We start from the raw sequence: 19,050 nt of genomic DNA on the forward strand, positions 1-19,050 counted from the left end.
CGGGTGGTGGAGGGGCTTGGAGCGCGGGGCAGGCGTTCCGCGCTCCAAGCCCCTCCACCAGCTTCGCTGGTCCCCCTCCCCCGGTTCCCGGGGGAGGAATTATCAGCCCGAATTCCGCAGCGCCGTCGCGATCGCGTTGATCGACAGCAATATCCCCTCGCCGATCCGTTCGTCGGTCTCTCCCGCGCGGTGGCGTTTCATCAGCTCGATCTGCAACAGGTTGAGCGGCTCGATATAGGGCAGGCGCAACCGGATCGATGCGTCGAGCGCCGGATGCTTCTCCAGCAATCGCGACTGGCCGGTGATCTCCAGCAGCCCGTCATGCGTCTGCTGCCAGCCGCCCCGGATCGCCCCGAATACCTTGTCCGCCAGCGTCCGGTCCTCGACCAACGCCGCATAGCGTTCCGCAATGTCCATATCGGACTTGGCGATAACCTGCTCCATATTGTCGAGCGTCGCGGCGAAGAACGGCCAGCCCTGCGCCATCTCCGCCAGCAGACCCTTGTCCGCGAACCCGGCGATCGCCTGGCCGACGCCGTACCAGCCCGGCAGCATCACCCGTGCCTGCGCCCAACTGAACACCCAGGGAATGGCGCGCAGGTCCTCGATCCGGTCGGATTTGGTGCGGCTCGCCGGGCGCGATCCGATCTTCAGGCCCGAGATCTCTGCGATCGGCGTCATCTGGCGGAAGAAGGTGCGGAAGCCTTCGGTGCCATAGACCAGATCGCGATAGGCCTTGAAGGCACTCCCCGACAGCGCATCCATCGCCGCGCCGAACCGCGCCGCCTCCGCCGGTGACAGCGCATCCGGCTCCAGACTCGCGAGCAGGGTGGCCGACGCCATCGCCTCGAGATTGGTCATCGCGCTCTCGCGCGTGCCATATTTGCCGGCGATCACTTCGCCCTGCTCGGTGATGCGGATGCGGCCCTGCACCGTCCCCGTCGGCTGTGCCCGAATCGCGGCAAAGGCCGACCCGCCGCCACGCCCGACCGCGCCGCCGCGGCCGTGGAAGAGCTGCATGCCCACGCCCGCCTCGTCGAACACGGGTTTGAGCGCTGTCGACGCCTTCGAGAGCGACCAGGTCGAGGTGATATAGCCCCCGTCCTTGTTCGAATCCGAATAGCCGATCATCACTTCCTGGAAGCCCCGCGCGCGCGTGATCGTCCCTGCCTCGGGCAGGGCGAACCACTCGGTCATGATGCCCGGCGCCGCCTCCAGATCGCCGATCGTCTCGAACAGGGGCACCGCCATGATCGCCGCGCTCGGCGTTTCGCCCGGCCGGTAGAGCCCGACCTCCTTGAGCATCACATTGACCTCGAGCAGGTCCGACACCGACTGCGCCATCGAGACGATATGCTGGGTGATGCAGGCCGGGCCATATTTGGCATGCGCGTCGGCCGCCGCCCGGACGATCGCCAGCTCCGACGCCGTCTCGTCCGAATAGGTCGCGAACGGGCTCGACAATGGTCGAGCATTGGACAGTTCGTGCCGCAGCAGCGACACGCGCCGGGACTCGTCGAGCGCGAGATAGTCCGCCTCGACCCCCGATACCTTGAGCAATTCCGCCACCACGCGCTCCAGCACCGCGCTGTTCTGCCGCAGGTCGAGTGTGGCGAGATGGAAGCCGAAGGTTTCGACCGCCCGGATCAGCCGCCCCAGCGCCCCGCCGGAGGACAGGGCCCCACCGCCGCCGCGCAAGGCCCGCGCGATGGTGACCAGATCGGCGCGGAATGCCTGCGGATCGGCATAGGGCTCACCGTGCAGCGGACCGGGGCGCGGCGCCGGCTTGCCGGTCAGAGCGAGATGCGTCGCCGCGAGCCGCGCATAAATGCCCGACAGAGCGCGGCGATAGGGCTCGTCCGCCCGGCTCGCCGCGGCGTCGCCGCTTGCCTCGGCCAGCGCCTGCACGCCTTCATCGGCCTCGGTGATGCCGGTCGAGATCGACAGCTCCGCGCCCAGCGCATTCACGGCGTCGAGATAATGGCCGAGCACTGCCTCGCACGCCTTGGCCAGCGCGATCTTGAGCGACTCCGCCGTGACGAAGGGATTGCCGTCGCGATCCCCGCCGATCCAGCTGCCCGGCCGCAGAAAGCTCGGCGCGCGTGCGCCCAGCGCCCGGTCCCAGCGCTGGTAGAGCGCCGGCAGCGCCGGCAGGAACACGTCGCGCAGATAGCTGAGCGCAGTCTCCACCTCATCGGCGACAAACAGCCGCTCCTTGCGCAGCACGCGCGTCTGCCAGAGCAGCGCGATCTGCCGCAGGATCGCTTCGTCGACGGCATCGCCCTCCGGCGTTTCGGCCAGTCCGGCATCCTTGAGCGTCATCAGCTCGGAGATGCGATTGCGATGGTCGATCATGCTCTTGCGCCGCACCTCGGTCGGGTGCGCGGTCAGCACCGGCGCGATCAGCGCATGGTCGAGCAGCGCCATCACGGCATCGTGATCGATCCCCTCGTCCGCCAGCCGCTTCAGCGCGGATTCGACATCCGCCCCCTTTTCCGCAGCGACGCCCTGCCGGTCCTCGGCGAGATTGGCGAGCATCGAGAACAGCATGAACCCGCGCACGAAATCGAGCGTCTCGTCCAGGTTCAGCCGGTCGAGCCCGAGATCGATCGCATCCTTCGCAGTGATGCCGCGGTGCCGGTCGACCGAGGCGGCGCGGATATATTCGGTGCGTTTGAACAAGGTCTCGCCACCATAGGCGCGGATCACGTCGCCGAGCAGCTTGCCCAGGAAACGGATGTCGGGATTGTTCGCGATGGAAGGGAGTTCGGCCATGACGCGATGCTGCATTGCGGTAGAGCTGGGGTCAACCGACGATCGAGCCGAATCCCAAGTCCCTCTCCCAGCGGGAGAGGGAAGGAGCGCCGAAGGCGCGGGAGGGTGAGGGTGAGTAAGGAGCGCAACCGGTCGCCCTCACCCTCCCACGCTTCGCGCGGGCCCCTCCCTCTCCCGCCGGGAGAGGGAAATAATCAAGCCTCCAGCTCGACATCCCAGTACAGCCAGTCATGCCAGGTATCGTGCAGATAATTGGGCGGGAAACGCCGGCCATGTTCCTGCAGATGCCAGCTGGTCGGCCGGATCGCGCCGATGTGCAGCGGCATGCCCGCCTGTTTCGGCGTCCGCCCGCCCTTCTTCAGATTGCACGGCGCGCAGGCCGTGACGACATTCTCCCAGGTCGTCCGCCCGCCCTGGGCGCGCGGCACGACATGGTCGAAGGTCAGGTCATGGCCCGCCCCGCAATATTGGCATTCGAACTTGTCGCGCAGGAACAGGTTGAACCGGGTGAACGCCGGAAAGGCGCTCGGCCGGACATAGGATTTCAGCGCGATGACCGAGGGCAGCTTGATCCTGTGGTTGGGGCTGCGCACCTCGCGCTCATATTCGGCGACGATGTCGACCCGGTCGAGGAACACTGCCTTGATTGCGGTCTGCCACGGCCATACGCTGAGCGGATAATAGCTGAGCGGCGTATAATCGGCATTCAACACAAGCGCAGGGCAACTGTCCGGATGGCGGATCAGATCGGGATGGTACACGCGAACGACCCCCTTTGCTTCCTGGGCGCGGCCATTGCCGATCAGGATGACGCCGTGATGACAGCACAGCCCGCGACTCGCGGTCAAGAGCCGGTTTGATGCCCAGGTGACTTCCGTCGTCGCCCGATTCGCGCCCAGCCCTACAGGGCTGTTGCACATCGGCCACGCCTGGTCGGCAATCCTTTCGCACGACCGCGCAAAAGGGGCAGGTGGGCGCTTCCTGCTGCGTATCGAGGATATCGACGGCACCCGCAGCCGGTCCGACTATATCGACGCGATCGAGCGCGACCTGGCCTGGCTCGGGCTCGACTGGGACGGGCCGGTGCTGCTCCAGTCGGAACGGCTCGATCTCTATGGCGAGGCGATCGAGCGGCTGAAGGCGATGGGGCTGCTCTATCCCTGTTTCTGCACGCGCGCCGAAATCGCCGCGAGCCTCTCCGCCCCGCATGGCGATGCCGGGCCGCTCTATCCCGGCACCTGCCGCCATATCGCGGACAGCGAGCGCGCCCGGAGGACCGCGGGCGAAGAACATGCGTGGCGGCTCGACCTGGCCCGCGCGCTCGATATGCTCGATCCCGCAGCCGAGGAGATGCCGGATCAGGCCCGGCACGATGGCCCGCTGATATGGCATGACGAGCTTGCCGGCGACGTGGTTGCCCGGCCCGAGATGCACGGCGACGTGATCCTCGCCCGCAAGGATGCACCGGCCAGCTATCATCTCGCCGTCACCATCGACGATGCAGCGCAGGGTGTGACTCACGTGGTGCGCGGCGGCGATCTGTTTGCCGCCACGCATGTCCACCGACTGCTCCAGGCGCTGCTTGGCCTGCCCACCCCAATCTACCGCCACCATGTCCTGCTCGCGGACGATAGCGGCGCGCGCCTCGCCAAGCGCAACAAGGCACCGACCCTGCAGGCGATGCGTGGTGCCGGCATCGATGGGCGCGCCCTGGCCGACGACCTGCGCGCCGGGCGCCTGCCCATTGGCTTTCGTACCTCGGAAGCCTAGATAAGGGCCATGAATACCTTCCTCATCATCCTGCTGATTGCGGCGATGCTCGCGACCGTTGCGATGCTTGTCCGCGGCCTCGTGATCTTCCTGATGAGCGCGAGCGCCGAGGCGAAGGGAGAGAAGGGGCCGAGCAGCTCGGCCCTCAAGTCGAACAAGGCAATGCAGTACCGCATCTTCTTCCAGGCGATCGCGATCGCCCTGGTGGCGATCATTCTGCTCCTCGCCCAGAAGAACTGACCCCCTGGTCAAGCTCAACAAGATCTACACCCGCACCGGGGACGGCGGCACCACCGGCCTGGTCGACGGATCGCGCGTGCCCAAGAACGACCCGCGCATGGCCGCGATCGGCGATGTCGACGAGGCGAACAGCGCGATCGGCGTAGCGATCTCGGCGCTCGGGCCGGGCCGATACGCGACCGCGCTGACGCGAATCCAGAATGATTTGTTCGATCTCGGCGCCGATCTCGCCACCCCGGGCGAGGATTTCAGCCCTTCCGACATGAGCTTGAGGATCGTGGCGGCACAGGTCGCGCGGCTCGAGGAGGAGATCGACGCGATGAACGCCGATCTTGCCCCACTGACGAGTTTCATCCTGCCGGCGGGCACCGCGGGCGCCGCCGCGCTTCACCTCGCCCGGGCCATCACCCGGCGCGCCGAGCGCACTGCCGTCGCCGCCGGGCAGATTGTCCCTTTGAATCCGCTCGCGCTTTCCTATCTCAACCGCCTGTCCGACTATTTGTTCGTCGCCGCGAGGCGGGTGAACAAAGATGCCGGTGGCGACGTTCTGTGGATTCCCGGTGCGTCCCGAGACCCGACAGGGCCGTAGCCTGGCTTGACTTTGGCCGGCGCGTTCTGGAAAAAGGGAACAGAATGCGAACAAAGACTAAGCCTCGACCCAGGACGGACGCGCTTGCGACGCGCTTCGCGAAGGTGCGGGCGTTGACCGAGGCCCTGGTTGCCCCACTGTCAGACGCCGATGCCTCGGTCCAGTCGATGGACGATGCGTCGCCCGCCAAATGGCATCTGGCGCACACCACCTGGTTCCTTGAAACCTTCATCCTGCGCGATTTCGTCGCCGGCTATGCGCTCCATGACGAACGCTTCCCCTTCCTGTTCAACAGCTATTACGAGGCCGAAGGCCAGCGCCACAGCCGCGCGCGCCGCGGCATGATCACCCGGCCCAGCCTCACCGAGGTGCTGGCCTATCGCACCCATGTCGACACCGCGATCAGCGCCGCGCTGCCCGATCTGCCCGAGGCGGCGCTCGCGCTGCTGATGCTCGGCTGCCATCATGAGGAGCAGCATCAGGAGCTGCTGGTCACCGACATGCTCCACCTCATGGCGCAGAACCCGCTCGAACCGGCGATCTGGCCGGCCGAGCGCAAGGTCCCGGTCGCGATGCCCGGCCCGATCAACTGGATCGAGGGCAAGGCCGGGATCGTCGAGATCGGTCATGGCGGCGACGGCTTCTCCTTCGATTGCGAAGGGCCACGCCATAAAAGCCTGCTCACCCCGCACGCCATTGCCGACCGCACCGTCACTAATGGCGAATGGGGCCAGTTCATCGCCGATGGCGGCTATGCCGATCCGCACCACTGGCTGTCCGACGGCTGGGCCTGGGTGAAGGCGCAAGGGATCGTGGCGCCGCTCTACTGGGAACAGCAGGACGGCGTCTGGACGCGTTTCGGCCTCGACGGCCGCCGCCCGATCGACCCCGCGGCGCCCGTCACGCATGTGAGCTTCTACGAGGCGGATGCCTATGCAAGCTGGGCCGGTGCCCGCTTGCCGACCGAGTTCGAATGGGAGGCCGCTGCCGCTACGTTTGATGCCGCCGGCGGCAACCAGCTCGATAGCGCAGGCCCGGTCGAGCCGCGCCCGGCCACCGAAGGCCCGGCCTTTTTCGGCGATGTGTGGGAATGGACCGGCAGCGCCTATCGCCCCTATCCCGGCTTCAAACCCGCCGAGGGCGCCGTCGGCGAATATAATGGCAAGTTCATGAGCGGGCAGTTCGTCCTGCGCGGCAGCTCCTGCGCCACGCCGCGCGGCCATGCGCGCCCTAGCTACCGCAATTTCTTCTATCCCCACCAGCGCTGGCAGTTCACCGGCGTGCGCCTGGCCAAGGATCTCTGACATGCTGAAACAGGAAATCGAGGACGGCGAGTTCACGTTGGCCGACCCCGCCTTTCGCGCCGACGTGCTGCGCGGCTTCGAAACCCGGCCCCGCGCCATCCCGGCGCGCTGGTTCTACGACCGGCGCGGCTCGGAGCTGTTCGAGGCGATCACCGAGCTTCCCGAATATTACCCGACCCGCACCGAGACCGAGATCCTGCGCCGCGCCTGTTCCGAAGTCGCGACACTCGCTGGCGAAGGCCGCGCCGTGGTCGAGTTCGGCTCGGGCTCTTCGACCAAGACGCCGATCCTGCTGCGCAGCGTGAACCCCGCCGCCTATGTGCCGATCGACATCTCCGGCGATTTCCTGCGCGAATCCTCGGCCGGCCTGGCCGCCGCCTTTCCCGGCCTGCCCGTGCTGCCGGTCGAGGCTGACTTCCTCCGCCCGATCGCCCTGCCCGCCTCGGTCGCCGACCTGCCCAAGCTCGGCTTCTTTCCCGGATCGACCATTGGCAACATGATCCCGCACAGCTCGGTCGATCTGCTTCGCGCGATGAAGGCGTCGCTCGGCACGGGATCGATGCTGCTGATCGGCATGGACCGGATCAAGGACGAGCAGGTCCTCGTCTCCGCCTATGACGACGCGCAGGGCGTGACCGCCGCCTTCAACATGAACCTGCTCGAGCGGATCAACCGCGAGGTGGGCGGCACCTTGCCGATCAAGGCTTTCCGCCATCGCGCGATCTGGAACGACGATCGCGCCCGGATCGAGATGCATCTCGAAGCGACCCGGGACATGGCCTTCACCATCGAAGGCCGTCCCTTCTCTATGGCGGCGGGCGAGACGATCCACACCGAGAACAGCCACAAATACGGCCAGCGCGACGGCCGCATCCTGCTCCGCGCGGGCGGCTGGACGCCGATCGCCGAATGGACCGACCCGGATGGCCTGTTCGCGGTGATCCTCGCCGAAGCGCAGCCGGCCCGGTTCGCGCCGTAACCTGCTCCCCTCCCACTTGTGGGAGGGGTTGGGGGAGGGCGTGTCCCCGATCGATAAGCCTGGTGGGGAGGACAGGCCCTCCCCTAGCCCCTCCCGCAAGCGGGAGGGGTTCGCATGTGGAGTCGTTCTCGCATCGATTCAACTGCCCCGAAAACACGCTAATGTCCTGGTCCAACCGGCCGGCCCCAGCCGACCGGTATTGGATCTTTCTCATCGTCGGCATGCGTAACAGAACCTGTTCCGGCACCTGTTATCGACCTGTTATTCACCTGTTCTGCCAATAACAGGTGGAGCAGGTTATCGCGTTGAAACAGCGGAAAAAATTCGAACGCCAAATCCAACATAACAGGTGAAGAAAAAAATCCGCCTGATAAAACAGGCGGAACAGGTCAGCGAACCGGCGTCGCCCGCCAGATCGTCAGCCAGTTGATCGACCCGCGGCACTCGCCCATCTGCGTCGCCTCGATCAGCCGGAACATCGACCCGTCCCAGACATAGGTTTCGCTCGATCCGCAATCGCCTAGGCCACGCGCTTTCTCGTAGCTGCCGAGCCGCCCGAGCTTCGCGTCCCAATCGGCATTGACCAGAGTCGGCGTGCCCTCGGCCACCGTCCATCCGGGCGGCGAATCGAAGCGGGCGATGACTGGCTTGCCCGCAGTGACGACGAACGGCACGGTCGAGAAATTATAAGCGCCCGCCCCGCACGGCAGCAGCACCAGCGTCTTGCCCCCGCCGATCGCATTGCCGGTGACCGGACCGCTGCTCTGCACGTCCTCGGTTTCGCACCCCGACAAGGTGCGCATCGTCTTGATCAAGGCTGGCGTGACCTTCGCCGCGACGCCCGACGCCGCGATCGAAGACACTTTGGGCAATGCCGCGACGGGCGGCACCGCGCTTGCCGGCTTCGGGCCCTTGGCGACAGCGGCCGTTACCGTTCCCGCGCGATGCTGCTCGGCATCGATGAAACGCAATGCGGCGGCAGAGCCCGACAGAGAGGCGTGCGCCACCTCCTTCCCCGCCTTCTTGTTCAAGGTCAGTCTTTTGCCATTGGCCATCGCCGCGACGATCCGGTCCGCGGCATCGCCGGCCAGCGTCATGCCATCGTTCGCGACAATGCCGTCGACGATCCTCTTACCGTCGATCCGCACCGATACCGGCCCGGCGACGCCGCCATTGGTGGATAGTTCGAAGAAGAATCCGCCGCCGGGGCCCGCTGCGCGCGCGATCGAGAAGGAAGCACCCGAATCGCTGCCGTCAGCCGCCTCGTCCTCGGCGATCAGCGATGTCATCTCGCACACCTGAACATTGTCGCAAGCGACAGCCCAGTCGCCGAAGGTCTTGCTGGGTCCGGGGGTCGGGCGCGGTGTCACGGCATCGGCCGCGGCAAACAGAAAGAGCAATCCGATCATCCCACCATCCTAGCCCAGCTGCGTCCGAGTCGATAGGAGCAGCGCGGTATCGATTTTCGGAGAGCAGGTAATGCAGACGGTAGGCGTGATCGGAGCGGGGCAGATGGGCGCGGGCATCGCGCAGGTCTCGGCGCAGGCGGGCTTCCACGTCCTGCTCACCGACGTCTCGAAGGAGCGCGCCGAAGCCGGCAAGGCGGGCATCGCCAAGGCGCTCGACCGGCTGGTGACCAAGGAGAAGATCGACGCCGCCGCGCGCGACCAGGCGCTGGCCCGGATCGAGCCGATCGACGGCGTGCACGGCATGTCCTCCTGCGGTCTGGTGATCGAGGCCGCGACCGAGCGCGAGGAGATCAAGCGCTCGATCTTCGCCGAGGTCGGCAAGGTGCTCGGCCATCAGGCAGTGCTTGCGTCCAACACCTCGTCGATCCCGATCACCCGCCTGGCCCAGGCTTCGCCCGATCCGAAGCGCTTCGTCGGCGTGCATTTCTTCAACCCCGTGCCGGTGATGGGCCTGATCGAGCTGATCCGCGGTCTCGCCACCTCGGACGAGACGGTGAAACTGGTCGAGGACTATGCGAAGGCGCTGGGCAAGAAAGTGGTGCGCGCCAACGACGCGCCCGGCTTCATCGTCAACCGCGTGCTGATGCCGATGCTCAACGAAGCCTGCTTCGCGCTCGGCGAGGGCGTCGCGACCATCCCCGACATCGATCTCGCCTGCCAGCTCGGTCTCAACCACCCGATGGGACCCCTGACCCTCGCCGACTTCATCGGGCTCGACACCTGCCTGGAGATCACCCGGGTGCTGTTCCAGGGTACCGGCGACCCCAAATTCCGCCCGGCCCCGCTGTTGGTGAAATATGTCGAAGCCGGCTGGTTCGGCCGCAAGACCGGCCGGGGTTTCTACGATTATTCGGGGGACGAGCCCGTTCCGACGCGGTAGGATCGGGCTCGTCCTACCGGGGGGAATATGATGCGCCTGTCTGCCGCCTTGCCTGCCACCTTGATTGCCATGTCGTTGTTTTTCCTGCCCGGCATCGCGACCGCGCAGTCGGCGATCAGCGTCAAGGATCCCAAACAGTTCGAGCAGCAGTTGCGCGAGATGGGCTATGCGCCTGATGCCTTCGGCACCGGCACCACCACGGTGGAGGGCCTGCTGCATCTCCCCAACGAGACGCTCGGCGTGGTCCTTGCCGGCTGCACTGACGGCAAGGATTGCCATTATATCGTGCTGGTCGGCTCTTTCTCGGACCTTACCGATCTCCCGGCCGAGTGGGTCGCCAAGATGAACGCGCTCTATGACCTGATCAAAGTCTGGACGCGCGACGACAAGCGCCTGGCCTATTCCGCGGGTGGATTGGTCGACGGCATGCCGCGCGCGACCTTCCGCGCCTGGGTCGACCAGATCGTCGACTCGAGCGACGATCTGGCGGCCGAAGCGATCAAGGCCGGCTACGGGCCGAAGAAGAAGTAGCGCCGCTCAGGCGGCCAGCGCCTCCAGCCATTTCTGGTGCCAGCGCTCCATCCGCGTCGGGAACAACAGCCGCCCCACCCGGGAGACCAGCCCGTATTGAGTCTCCTCGGTCAGGATCGTGCAGCCCGTCCCGGTCGGGGCGATCAGCCAGGCATGATAGGCGGTGACCCCGATCCCCACTGCCTCCCACGCGATGCGCGTCTCCGGCTCGAACTCCTTCACCTCGCTGCGGAGCGCGACACCGAAGGTCTTCCAGCTGAACCGCGCCTCAGCGAACAGATCCGCACCACCGCCCTCGATCGCCACATCGCTCGCATTGGCATAGATCGCCGGCCAGCCGGCCGCATGAATCAGCCGCCGCCACACGATCTCCGGCGCGGTCCCGGTCTCGATGCGGTTGACGACATGGATCGGCGCCGCGTCGGGCGCGAAGCCTTTCGGCCAGCGGATCCCTTCACCCACTTTGGGAAATCGGCGCGAAGCGCGCGACCTGACGGCCAACCAGGCAAATCTGCTCATGCACGGCGGGGTCGCTGCTCCCGCCGTCATCGTCGAACTTGGTCAGCTGCGTGTTGATCGCCGCCGCGAACGGCGTCGGCCAGCCGCGCAGCGCATGGACGATCGACCGCAGTGCCGCGATCGTGCTGCCCGTCGCCTGCCAGCCATAAGCGGTCGCGATCAGCCCGACCGGCATGTCCGCCAGATAGGGCCGTTCGTCCTTCGCCGTCTCCTCGAGCAGGTCGAGCGCGTTCTTGACCACGCCCGAGATGCTCCCGTGATAGCCGGGGCTGGCGATGATCAGCGCCGAGGCCTGGCGGATGGTGTCGACGAACTCGCGCTCATGCTCGGTGCGTTCGGTCGCACGCGGGTCGTAGAGCGGCAGCCGCGCCATATCGGCGCCGCCGAACATGCGCGTGCGGAAGCCCTCCTTGCACGCCGCGTCGAGCGCGATGCGTAGCGCCCGCTCGGTCGAGGAGATGCCGCCGATCGTGCCGCCGATCCCCACGACGAGGGGCGTAGCGGCGGGGGCGATATCGGTCATTCGGCATCCTTGCTGGTGCGGTGCTGCACGATATGCAGATAGCCGCTGCATGGTACGGCCTCAATGCCTCATGGTCGGCGCTCGCATGGCCGGGCGGCGCCTGCTAGGATGACGTCCATGTCAAACGCTTGCGGCAACTGTCATATCACGCTAATACACCTCCGGGCGGCGTAACCGGGGACGGACTGACAGGAGCCATGCGTCCTTATCCATTCGAGCCCGCATCGTCGCAGGGAAGATCCCCTCTGGACCTGACCGAGGGCTTGCCCCCACCGGCCTATTCCGGCCGCTTCGACTATCCGGACGCGCCCCAGCAGCCCTACACGACCAACCTGCCCGTGGTGCAGCGGCGCAATTACTGGCGCTGGATCATGCGCGGGCTCGGCGTGCTGATCCTGTTGTTCGTGCTGGCGGTCGGCTGGCTCGCGATCACCGCGCCGCTGTCGCAGTCGCTGAAGCCGCTGACCCCACCGAGCATCACCCTGCTCGCCGACGACGGATCGCCGATCGCGCGGCGCGGGGCGATCATCGGGCCGCCGGTCGATGCGGCGAAACTGCCCAAGAACGTCACCAACGCCTTTCTCGCGATCGAGGACCGGCGCTTCCGCTCGCATTGGGGCATCGACCCCAAGGGCATCATCCGCGCCTTCGTCCACAATATGAGCCGGGGCCGGGTGCGCGAGGGCGGCAGCACCATCACCCAGCAGCTCGCCAAGAACGCCTTTCTCGATTCGGACCGGACGGCAGCGCGCAAGGTCCGCGAAGTGATGATCGCCTTCTGGCTCGAGGCATGGCTGTCGAAGGACGAGATTCTCTCGCGCTATCTCTCGAATGTCTATTTCGGCGACAATGTCTACGGCCTGAGCGCCGCGGCAAAGCATTATTTCAACCGCGATCCGAACGAACTGTCGATCGGCCAGGCGGCGATGCTCGCCGGGCTGGTCAAGGCGCCGTCGAAGCTTGCCCCGACCGTCAACCTCAAGGGCGCGCGCGACCGGCAGAAGCTGGTGGTCGGCGCCATGGCCGCGGCGGGCTTCATCGACAAGGCGACGGCCGAGGATGTCCGCCCCGCGCGCCTCGCCGTCGACCGGATCAGGCCGCTGCCCGACGGCACCTATTTTGCCGACTGGGTCCTGCCCGAGGCACGCGACCGCGCCGGCGAGATCGTCACCGAGACGACGGTGAAAACGACCCTCGATCGCCGCCTGCAGCAAGCGGCGGAACGCTCGATCAAGCGCGCGGGCCTGCGCCAGGCCCAGATCGCGCTGATCGCAATGCGCCCCGACGGCCGCGTGGTCGCCATGGTCGGCGGCAAATCCTATCGCGACAGCCCGTTCAACCGCGCCACCCAGGCAAGGCGCCAGCCCGGTTCGGCCTTCAAGCTGTTCGTCTATCTGGCGGCGCTGCGCAGCGGCATGACCCCGGATTCGATGGTCGACGATTCGCCGATCACCATCGCCGACTGGTCGCCCAAGAATTCGGACGGCCGCTATCTCGGCGAGATCACCCTGCGCCAGGCCTTTGCCAGGTCGAGCAATGTCGCAGCGGCGCGGCTGATCCAGAAGGTTGGCGTGGCGAACGTCATCAAGGCCGCGCGCGATCTCGGCATCACCACGCCGATCCCGAACGAAGCGACGATCGCGCTCGGCACGTCGAGCATGTCGCTGCTCGAACTGACCTCGGCCTATGCCGCCTTCGCCGCCGAATCCTACCCGGTCGCTGCGCGTGGGCTGGAGGAGGTGCACGACCAGAGCTGGTACGCGTCGCTGACCACCCGGTCGCGCCCGCTGACCGGCCGCATCCGCGACGACATGCTCGACCTGCTCTCAGCCTCGGCTGAATCGGGTACCGGGCGCCAGGCGGCTTTGTCGGTCGACACCTATGGCAAGACCGGCACCACCCAGGACAATCGCGACGCGCTGTTCCTCGGCTTCGCCGGCGGGCTCGTCACCGGGGTGTGGGTCGGCAATGACGACAACACGCCCAATCCCGGCCTGTCGGGTGGCGGCATTCCGGCCCGGGTGTGGCGCGACTTCATGCAGCAAGCGCTCGGCGTCGGCCCCGCCCATGCGGCCGAGCCGGCCGCTGAGGAGATCGACCCGGACGCCGAGAACGCGATCGATCCCGACGCGGTCTCGCTGCCGCTCGAGGGCGAGCTCCAGGGCCTCGGCCTCAATCTCCATATCGGCCGCGACGGCAGCATCGAGATCAACCGATCGAACCGCGACGACAGCGATCCCCGCCCCCGCCGCGACGACCGCGCCCCGCCGCGCGACCCGGAGGATGAAGAGCAATAGGCGTTCAGGGGGTAGTTTCCCCCGCGTCCACCGGATCCAGCCGCGCTAGCTGAGCGAGCAACGCGTCGACCTTCTCGTGCAGGCTCGCAATCTCGCTTTCGGAGCGCAGATTGGTTTCATAGTCGAGCCGCGCATCCAGCCGGTCCTTCGCGGCCTGGCGATTCTGGCTCATCATGATGACCGGCGCCTGCAGCGCGGCCAGCATCGACAGCATCAGGTTTAGGAAGATGTAGGGAAAGGGATCGAACGCCCGCGTCGCGAGCACGAGCGTGTTGAACGCCGCCCATGCGACCAGGAACAGGCTGAAGGCGATGATGAAGCGCCATGAGCCGCCAATGGCGGCGACCCGATCCGAAAGCCGCTCGCCAAAGGTCAGATGCGCGTCGAACAGCTGGTTCGAATCGCGCACCGTCGAGGTGCGGCGAAAGGACGCGAGAAAACGGATCGCTGTATTCATGGCTCACCTCATTCTCCGACCGGGCCGCCAGGGCCGGTCGCGAGCGAGCCGATCGAGCGATCAGGTCAGCGCGACGGCCTCGAACGGTCCGGTCGGTCTACTGTCGTCGTTGCTGGACATGGTCGTCCCAACCCGGGTTGATCGAAAGCGGCCGCACTGGCGCGCGGCTGGGACGTGGCGCGTCCGGCGCATGATTTCAAATGAAGAAATGGTCATTTTCGCAGAGGCCCCGCGATCGAACGCCCTGCCGTTCAACGGCAGCGTTGACGCCACCCGCGCGGCATCGCAAGGCGCACCACATGCGCTTCTTTTCCGACAATGCCGCCCCCGTTCACCCGGCCGTGCTCGCTGCGCTGGCCGAGGCGAATGTCCTCGACACCGCCTATGACGGCGACGCCTGGAGCAAGCAGCTCGACGGGCTGTTCTCCGACCTGTTCGAGACCGACGTCCGCGCGCTCTGGGTGCCGTCGGGCACCTCGGCCAATTGCCTGGCACTCGCAGCACTCTGCCCGCCGCACGGTGCGATCGTCTGCCACCGGGACGCGCATATCCAGAATGACGAGTGCGGCGCGCCGGAATTCTACACGCATGGTGCCAAGCTGCTGCTCGCCGAGGGGCCCGGCGCGAAGCTTGATGCCGCCGCGATCCAGGCGGTGCTCGACGCCACGCGCAACGACGTGCACCAGGTCCAGCCCCATGCCATCTCGATCACCAACGCCACCGAATATGGCCTGGTCTACGCACCCGACGACGTCGCCGCGATCGGCGATCTGGCAAAGGCAAAGGGTCTCGGCCTGCATATGGATGGTGCGCGTTTCGCCAATGCGGTCGCGCATCTGGGCTGCTCGCCTGCCGATGTGACGTGGCGCGCCGGGGTCGATGCGCTGAGCTTCGGCTTCGTCAAGAATGGCGGGATGAGCGCTGAGGCACTGATCTTCTTCAAGCCCGATCTCGCCGCCGCCACCCTGTATCGCCGCAAGCGTGCCGGGCTGCTGCTGTCCAAGGGCCGCTACCTCGCCGCACAGATCCTCGCGCTGCTCGATGGCGATCTGTGGCTGGAGAATGCCCGCACCTCGAATGCCGGTGCGACGCTGCTCGCCCGCGCCGCCGGCGACCGGCTGATCAACCAGGTCGAGGCGAACGAAGTGTTCCTGCGCGTCTCCGCCGAAGAAGCGGCGAGCCTGCGCGCGCTCGGCTTCGACTTCTACGACTGGGGCCCCGGCGAGGCACGGCTGGTCATTTCGTGGAGCCAGCGCGCGGAGGATATCCAGCCCCTCGCCGACGCGATCGCGGCGCTTTGATAGGGTCCGCTTATCACCTGACAAGGAAATCGCCCGTGCCGCCGGCGCCCGGCGGGCGCTAGGGCAGGCCCATGTCCGATCAGCCTGCCCCGCAATCGACGCGCCTCGCGGTGCTGATCCCGTTCGGCATCGTCACCTTGATCTGGGGATCGACCTGGATCGTGATCACCGATCAGCTCGGCGTGGTGCCGCTCAACTGGTCGGTCACCTACCGCTTCACCGTCGGCGGGCTGACCATGCTGGCCTATGCCGCATGGAAGCGCGAGACGGTCAGGCTCGATCGGCGCGGCTGGCTGTTCGTCGTCGCGCTGGCCTTCACGCAATTCTGCCTCAACTTCAACTTCGTCTACCGGGCGGAGACCTATATCACCTCCGGCCTGGTCGCCGTGGTGTTCGCGCTGCTGCTCGTGCCCAATGCCGTGTTCGGGCGCATCTTCCTCGGCCAGAGACTGGGCAGGCAGCTGATCATCGGGTCGGTCATCGCGATGGCCGGGGTCTCGCTGTTGTTCGTCCATGAGGCCCGCTCCGCCCCACACGGACCGGAAGCAGCGCTGGCCGGAATCGGCGTCGCCCTGCTCGCCGTCCTCTCTGCCTCCAGCGCCAATGTCCTGCAGGGTACCGAGACCGCGCGGCGCTATCCCATGGCGCCGACGCTCGGCATCGCCATGCTGCTCGGCGCGGCGATGGATGCGGTGATCGCCTGGACCATCGCTGGTCCGCCGGTGATCGAGTGGCGCCTTGGCTATCTGTTGGGCGTGCTTTATCTGGGGGTGTTCGCCTCGGCGCTCGCCTTCACCCTCTATTTCGGGGTGCTGCGCATCATCGGCCCGGCCAAGGCGGCCTATTCGAGCGTGATCATCCCGGTGATCGCAATGCTGCTCTCGACGATCTTCGAGGGTTATCGCTGGTCGCTGCTCGCCGGGGCCGGCGCGGCGCTGGCAGGCGTCGGGCTGGTCATCGCGCTCAAGGCGCGCAGGCCGGCGCAGTAATCCGGATAAAGCGGGCGCCAGCCGAGCACTCGCTTCGCCTTGCCGTTCGCGACCCGGCGGTTCTCGTCGTAAAAAGCGCGTGCTGGCGCTGACAAAGTCTCCAGTGCCGCGAAGGGAGGTGGATCGCGCCCAAGCAGCCGCGCCGCGCGCTCCATCACTGTGTTCTGGTTCGCTGGCAGATCGTCGGCGAGGTTATACGCTCCGGCCGGCGCACCTAACCCCGCGATCACGCCTGAGACGAGATCGTCGACATGGATGCGGCTGAACACTTGTCCCGGCAGGTCGATACGGTGCGCGCGCCCTTCGGCGATCCGGTCGAGCGGCGAGCGGCCCGGGCCATAGATGCCGGGCAAGCGAAACACGCGCGCGCCCATCGCCAGCCATGCCGAATCCGCCGCGGCGCGCGCGCCACGCCGCCCGCCGCCGATTGGCGAACCCTCGTCCACCCAGGCCCCGCCGGCATCGCCATAGACACCGGTCGAGGAGAGATAGCCGAGCCAGGCATCCGCCTCGGCAAGCGGCGGCCCATAGGCAGCCAGCACCGGATCCTCGTCACCCTCGGGCGGCACCGAGGACAGGATATAATCCGCCCCGGCGATCGCCGCCGTCACCGCCGCCCGGTCTCCGAACGCGATCGTCCCGGACCGGCCGTCGCGGCTGGTGCCGCTCACCTGCCAGCCTTTGGCCGCCAACCGGACCGCCAGCGCCCGGGCCGAATAGCCCAGGCCGAAGATCAGCAGCGCGGTTATTTCGCGCCATACCCGTTATAGAGCAGGCCGAAGAAATCACCCTTGTTCCAGCGCGGCCGCTGGTCGCCATCGGCGATCTCGCGCGCGATCGCATAGTTCGCATCGACGAAGCGGATGCCCTGGCTCCAGTCGATCGGCTGCGAAATCTCGTCGGTCGGCTGGTGATAGCGCTTGGCGAAGAATTCGGCCGTTGCCGCCTTGCCCGGCCCGGCCTGGCCCGGCCACAGGAACACCGAGGGCACACCCTGCTGCACGAAACGGTAATGGTCGGAGCGGACGAAGATGCCCTGCGCCGGATCGGGATCGGGCGACATGGTCACGCCGACCGACGCGACGGCCTTGCTGACGATCGGCCCGAGCGTCGAGCGATCCGCGCCGAACACCGTCATGTCCTCGAACCGATAAGTCAGGATCGGCATGTCGAGATTCACGTCGGCGACGATGCGGTTCATCGGCACCGTCGGATGCTTCGAGAAATAGTCGGAGCCGACCAGCCCCTTCTCCTCGCCGGTGACGGCCAGGAACATGATGCTGCGGCGCGGCGGCTTGCCGCTCGCCTTGAAGCGCTTGGCTTCCTCGATCAGCGAGGCGATGCCGACGGCATTGTCCTCCGCGCCGTTGAAGATGTTGTCGCCCTTCATGTCCGGGCGCACGCCGAGATGGTCGAGATGAGCGGAGAGCACGACCACTTCCGATCCGAGTTTCGGGTCGCTGCCGGGGAGCATGCCCGCGATATTGCTGCTCATGCCCTGCTGAAACGCCGTCTTCACCGCGATCGCCAGGCTGCCGGGCAGCTGCTCCGCCTTGAACTTCGTCTCGGCATTGGTGGCGCGCTTCACGATCGTTTCCCATGGCGTCTTCGCGCCCGCGAAGAGCTTGGCCGCGCCCATGTCGCTGATCGTCGCCAGCTGTGGCGCGCCCGGCGCATCGCCGGTACCGTCGGGCTTGCCCCAGGTCACCCGCGGGCGGTCCAGATTCTGCGCCGCTGCACCGAGCGGCCGCGGCTGGATCAGGATGGTGCCGATCGCACCGCGCGACTGGGCATAGATCGCCTTGGTCGTGCCGCCCGAGAAATGCGCGCGCTCCTCGCTCTGGAAGCTGGACGGTGCGCCGCCGAGATAGGCGACGATCTTGCCCTTCACATCGACGCCCGCATAGTCGTCGCGCTTGTATTGCGGCGCGACGATGCCGAAGCCGACGAACACCACCGGCGCGTCGATCACCGTGGAGGCGGCGCCGGCATAGGCGCTGGGGACATAATCGTCTCCGAACACCAGACGCTGCGGTTCGGCATCCTTGCTGGTCAGCACCAGATCGCCCTTGTCGGCGGCGCGATAGGTGACGAGTGGCACCTTTTGCAGATAGCCGCCATTGTCGCCCGCCGGGCGCAGACCCGCCGCGTAGAATTGCGCCGCGACATATTCGGCCGCGATGTCGAATTCCGGGCTGCCCGCCTCGCGCCCGCGCATCGCGTCCGAGGCAAGGAACATGACATGCGCCTTCATCGCCGCCTGGTTGTCGGGCAGCACCGCGTTGACGATATCGTTGATGGCCTTCGCGTCCTTCGCCGGGGCGGTGGGGGCAGGGGCCGGGGTCGTTTGGGCCAGCGCTGCACCCGCGAAACTCATCAGCGCGATCGCGCCAACCGAACGAAACATGCTTTTTCCTTGTGCAATCG

The 19,050-nt window shown here is 66.8% G+C and carries 18 protein-coding genes; 10 read left to right on the plus strand and 8 right to left on the minus strand.

Annotated features, from left to right (window positions below; all coding sequences use genetic code 11):
• Positions 1-102 precede the first annotated feature (102 nt).
• Positions 103-2,775 (minus strand): phosphoenolpyruvate carboxylase, encoded by a 2,673-nt coding sequence (gene ppc, locus WC729_RS20125; RefSeq protein WP_372856113.1) that lies wholly within the window; start codon positions 2,773-2,775, stop codon positions 103-105.
• A gap of 194 nt (positions 2,776-2,969) precedes the next feature.
• Entirely contained in the window at positions 2,970-3,536 is a 567-nt protein-coding gene (locus WC729_RS20130; RefSeq protein ID WP_372856638.1) for an HNH endonuclease, read from the minus strand.
• 106 nt (positions 3,537-3,642) lie between these two features.
• Here WC729_RS20130 and gluQRS point away from each other — a divergent pair, with 106 nt between their 5' ends.
• The 5 genes from gluQRS to egtD are packed head-to-tail and all read left to right on the plus strand — an operon-like array spanning position 3,643 to position 7,657.
• Positions 3,643-4,545 (plus strand): tRNA glutamyl-Q(34) synthetase GluQRS, encoded by a 903-nt coding sequence (gene gluQRS, locus WC729_RS20135; RefSeq protein WP_372856115.1) that lies wholly within the window; start codon positions 3,643-3,645, stop codon positions 4,543-4,545.
• A gap of 9 nt (positions 4,546-4,554) precedes the next feature.
• On the plus strand, positions 4,555-4,785 hold the full coding sequence (locus WC729_RS20140; protein ID WP_372856117.1) for a twin transmembrane helix small protein: 231 nt from the start codon (positions 4,555-4,557) through the stop codon (positions 4,783-4,785).
• A gap of 4 nt (positions 4,786-4,789) precedes the next feature.
• Positions 4,790-5,374, plus strand: coding sequence for a cob(I)yrinic acid a,c-diamide adenosyltransferase (locus WC729_RS20145; RefSeq protein WP_372856639.1), 585 nt, complete (start codon positions 4,790-4,792; stop codon positions 5,372-5,374).
• A 44-nt stretch (positions 5,375-5,418) separates the two neighbouring features.
• On the plus strand, positions 5,419-6,678 hold the full coding sequence (gene egtB, locus WC729_RS20150) for an ergothioneine biosynthesis protein EgtB (RefSeq protein ID WP_372856119.1): 1,260 nt from the start codon (positions 5,419-5,421) through the stop codon (positions 6,676-6,678).
• Between the two features lies 1 nt (position 6,679).
• Positions 6,680-7,657: an L-histidine N(alpha)-methyltransferase gene (egtD, locus tag WC729_RS20155; RefSeq protein ID WP_372856121.1), complete on the plus strand. Its 978-nt coding sequence runs from the start codon at positions 6,680-6,682 to the stop codon at positions 7,655-7,657.
• A 389-nt stretch (positions 7,658-8,046) separates the two neighbouring features.
• Here the strand turns inward: egtD and WC729_RS20160 are convergent, their stop codons facing one another.
• Positions 8,047-9,066, minus strand: a complete 1,020-nt coding sequence (locus WC729_RS20160) for a DUF1176 domain-containing protein (protein ID WP_372856123.1) — start codon at positions 9,064-9,066, stop codon at positions 8,047-8,049.
• A 70-nt stretch (positions 9,067-9,136) separates the two neighbouring features.
• On the opposite strand from WC729_RS20160, the gene WC729_RS20165 reads away from it, so the two are divergent.
• Positions 9,137-10,006 (plus strand): 3-hydroxybutyryl-CoA dehydrogenase, encoded by an 870-nt coding sequence (locus tag WC729_RS20165; RefSeq protein ID WP_372856125.1) that lies wholly within the window; start codon positions 9,137-9,139, stop codon positions 10,004-10,006.
• 30 nt (positions 10,007-10,036) lie between these two features.
• Positions 10,037-10,537, plus strand: a complete 501-nt coding sequence (locus tag WC729_RS20170) for a hypothetical protein (protein WP_372856127.1) — start codon at positions 10,037-10,039, stop codon at positions 10,535-10,537.
• Between the two features lie 6 nt (positions 10,538-10,543).
• Here WC729_RS20170 and WC729_RS20175 read toward each other — a convergent pair whose 3' ends face one another.
• Together WC729_RS20175 and WC729_RS20180 are read right to left on the minus strand one after the other, a co-directional pair.
• On the minus strand, positions 10,544-10,999 hold the full coding sequence (locus WC729_RS20175; protein ID WP_372856129.1) for an SRPBCC family protein: 456 nt from the start codon (positions 10,997-10,999) through the stop codon (positions 10,544-10,546).
• Entirely contained in the window at positions 10,992-11,579 is a 588-nt protein-coding gene (locus tag WC729_RS20180; RefSeq protein WP_372856131.1) for an NADPH-dependent FMN reductase, read from the minus strand. The genes WC729_RS20175 and WC729_RS20180 overlap by 8 nt, the downstream gene beginning before the upstream one ends.
• A gap of 197 nt (positions 11,580-11,776) precedes the next feature.
• On the opposite strand from WC729_RS20180, the gene WC729_RS20185 reads away from it, so the two are divergent.
• Positions 11,777-13,876 (plus strand): transglycosylase domain-containing protein, encoded by a 2,100-nt coding sequence (locus WC729_RS20185; protein ID WP_372856133.1) that lies wholly within the window; start codon positions 11,777-11,779, stop codon positions 13,874-13,876.
• 4 nt (positions 13,877-13,880) lie between these two features.
• Here the strand turns inward: WC729_RS20185 and WC729_RS20190 are convergent, their stop codons facing one another.
• Positions 13,881-14,333, minus strand: coding sequence for a DUF1003 domain-containing protein (locus WC729_RS20190; RefSeq protein WP_372856135.1), 453 nt, complete (start codon positions 14,331-14,333; stop codon positions 13,881-13,883).
• 299 nt (positions 14,334-14,632) lie between these two features.
• On the opposite strand from WC729_RS20190, the gene WC729_RS20195 reads away from it, so the two are divergent.
• Positions 14,633-15,634 carry a low specificity L-threonine aldolase gene (locus WC729_RS20195; RefSeq protein WP_372856137.1) on the plus strand — a complete coding sequence of 334 codons (1,002 nt, stop codon included), beginning with the start codon at positions 14,633-14,635 and terminating at the stop codon, positions 15,632-15,634.
• A gap of 71 nt (positions 15,635-15,705) precedes the next feature.
• Complete coding sequence (locus tag WC729_RS20200) at positions 15,706-16,623, plus strand: DMT family transporter (RefSeq protein WP_372856139.1); 918 nt, start codon at positions 15,706-15,708, stop codon at positions 16,621-16,623.
• Here the strand turns inward: WC729_RS20200 and WC729_RS20205 are convergent.
• On the minus strand, positions 16,533-17,372 hold the full coding sequence (locus WC729_RS20205) for an NAD(P)-dependent oxidoreductase (protein WP_372856640.1): 840 nt from the start codon (positions 17,370-17,372) through the stop codon (positions 16,533-16,535). The genes WC729_RS20200 and WC729_RS20205 overlap by 91 nt on opposite strands.
• Entirely contained in the window at positions 17,369-19,030 is a 1,662-nt protein-coding gene (locus tag WC729_RS20210) for a M28 family metallopeptidase (protein WP_372856141.1), read from the minus strand. The genes WC729_RS20205 and WC729_RS20210 overlap by 4 nt, the downstream gene beginning before the upstream one ends.
• Positions 19,031-19,050: the final 20 nt, after the last annotated feature.

Origin of the sequence: Sphingomonas sp. (genome assembly GCF_041661825.1) — a bacterium.
Taxonomy (GTDB): domain Bacteria; phylum Pseudomonadota; class Alphaproteobacteria; order Sphingomonadales; family Sphingomonadaceae; genus Sphingomonas.